The sequence below is a fragment of the Hydrogenobaculum sp. genome (assembly GCF_049967395.1).
Taxonomy (GTDB): Bacteria; Aquificota; Aquificia; order Aquificales; family Aquificaceae; genus Hydrogenobaculum.
The window spans coordinates 1-869 of record NZ_JBMFST010000120.1 but is presented as its reverse complement, the minus strand read 5'-3'; the positions used below and the strand labels follow the sequence as shown (position 1 = coordinate 869).

At 38.4% G+C, this 869-nt stretch carries 1 protein-coding gene; it reads left to right on the top strand.

Annotation, left to right across the window (positions count from 1 at the left end; genetic code table 11):
* The coding region (locus ACP5S8_RS08460) for a polysaccharide biosynthesis/export family protein (protein WP_461876496.1) at window positions 1-869 on the top strand (869 nt) is incomplete at both ends.

Here is an 869-nt window from a genome sequence, read left to right as displayed (position 1 = left end):
TGTTTTTATATAAAAAGCTCAAGATTTGCACCTTTGCAAAACATACCAGTAGGTCCAAACTACATCATAGGTCCAAACGACCAGATAAAGATAACCGTATGGGGTAGCATAAGTGGAAATTATAATTTGACAGTAGATAGAAACGGCAACATAGACATACCAGGAGTAGGCACCGTTACGGTAGCAGGGTTGAAGTTCAAAGATTTAAAAGATGTGATAGAATCAGCTTTTTCAAAATATTATAAAAACTTTCATTTAAGCGTCACGATGGGAGCGCTTAGGACAATGACTGTTTACCTTACGGGATACGCCAAACATCCTGGAAGCTGTAGAGTTTATTCTACATCTACTCTCATAGATGCATTATTCAGTTGCGGAGGGCCATCCAAAGTAGGTTCTATGAGAAATATTGAGGTAAAAAGAGACGGGGAAATCCTTACACATTTTGATGTTTATAGGTTTTTAATATATGGAGATACGGAAGGAGATATAAGGCTACAACCAGGAGATATCATATACATACCACCCATAGGGCCAGAGGTAGCAATAGCAGGGGCTGTAAAGTATCCAGCAATATATGAATTAAAGGGTAAAACTACCGTTTTAGACCTCATACATATGGCTGGTGGATTAGAACCATTTGCTTACAAAGGTAGGGTGCAAGTTTATAGGGTTATAAATCATCAATACAGAACTGCTTTTGAAGACAGCTTATCTGATTTGAGAAAACATCCTGAAAGAGACTTCGTATTGAAAAACGGAGATTTGGTGAAAATATACCCTGTACCACAAGCATATAGCTTTGTCCAATTAGAAGGTGCTGTAGCAATGCCTGGACGATACGCCATAAAACCTGGTGTTACCACCAT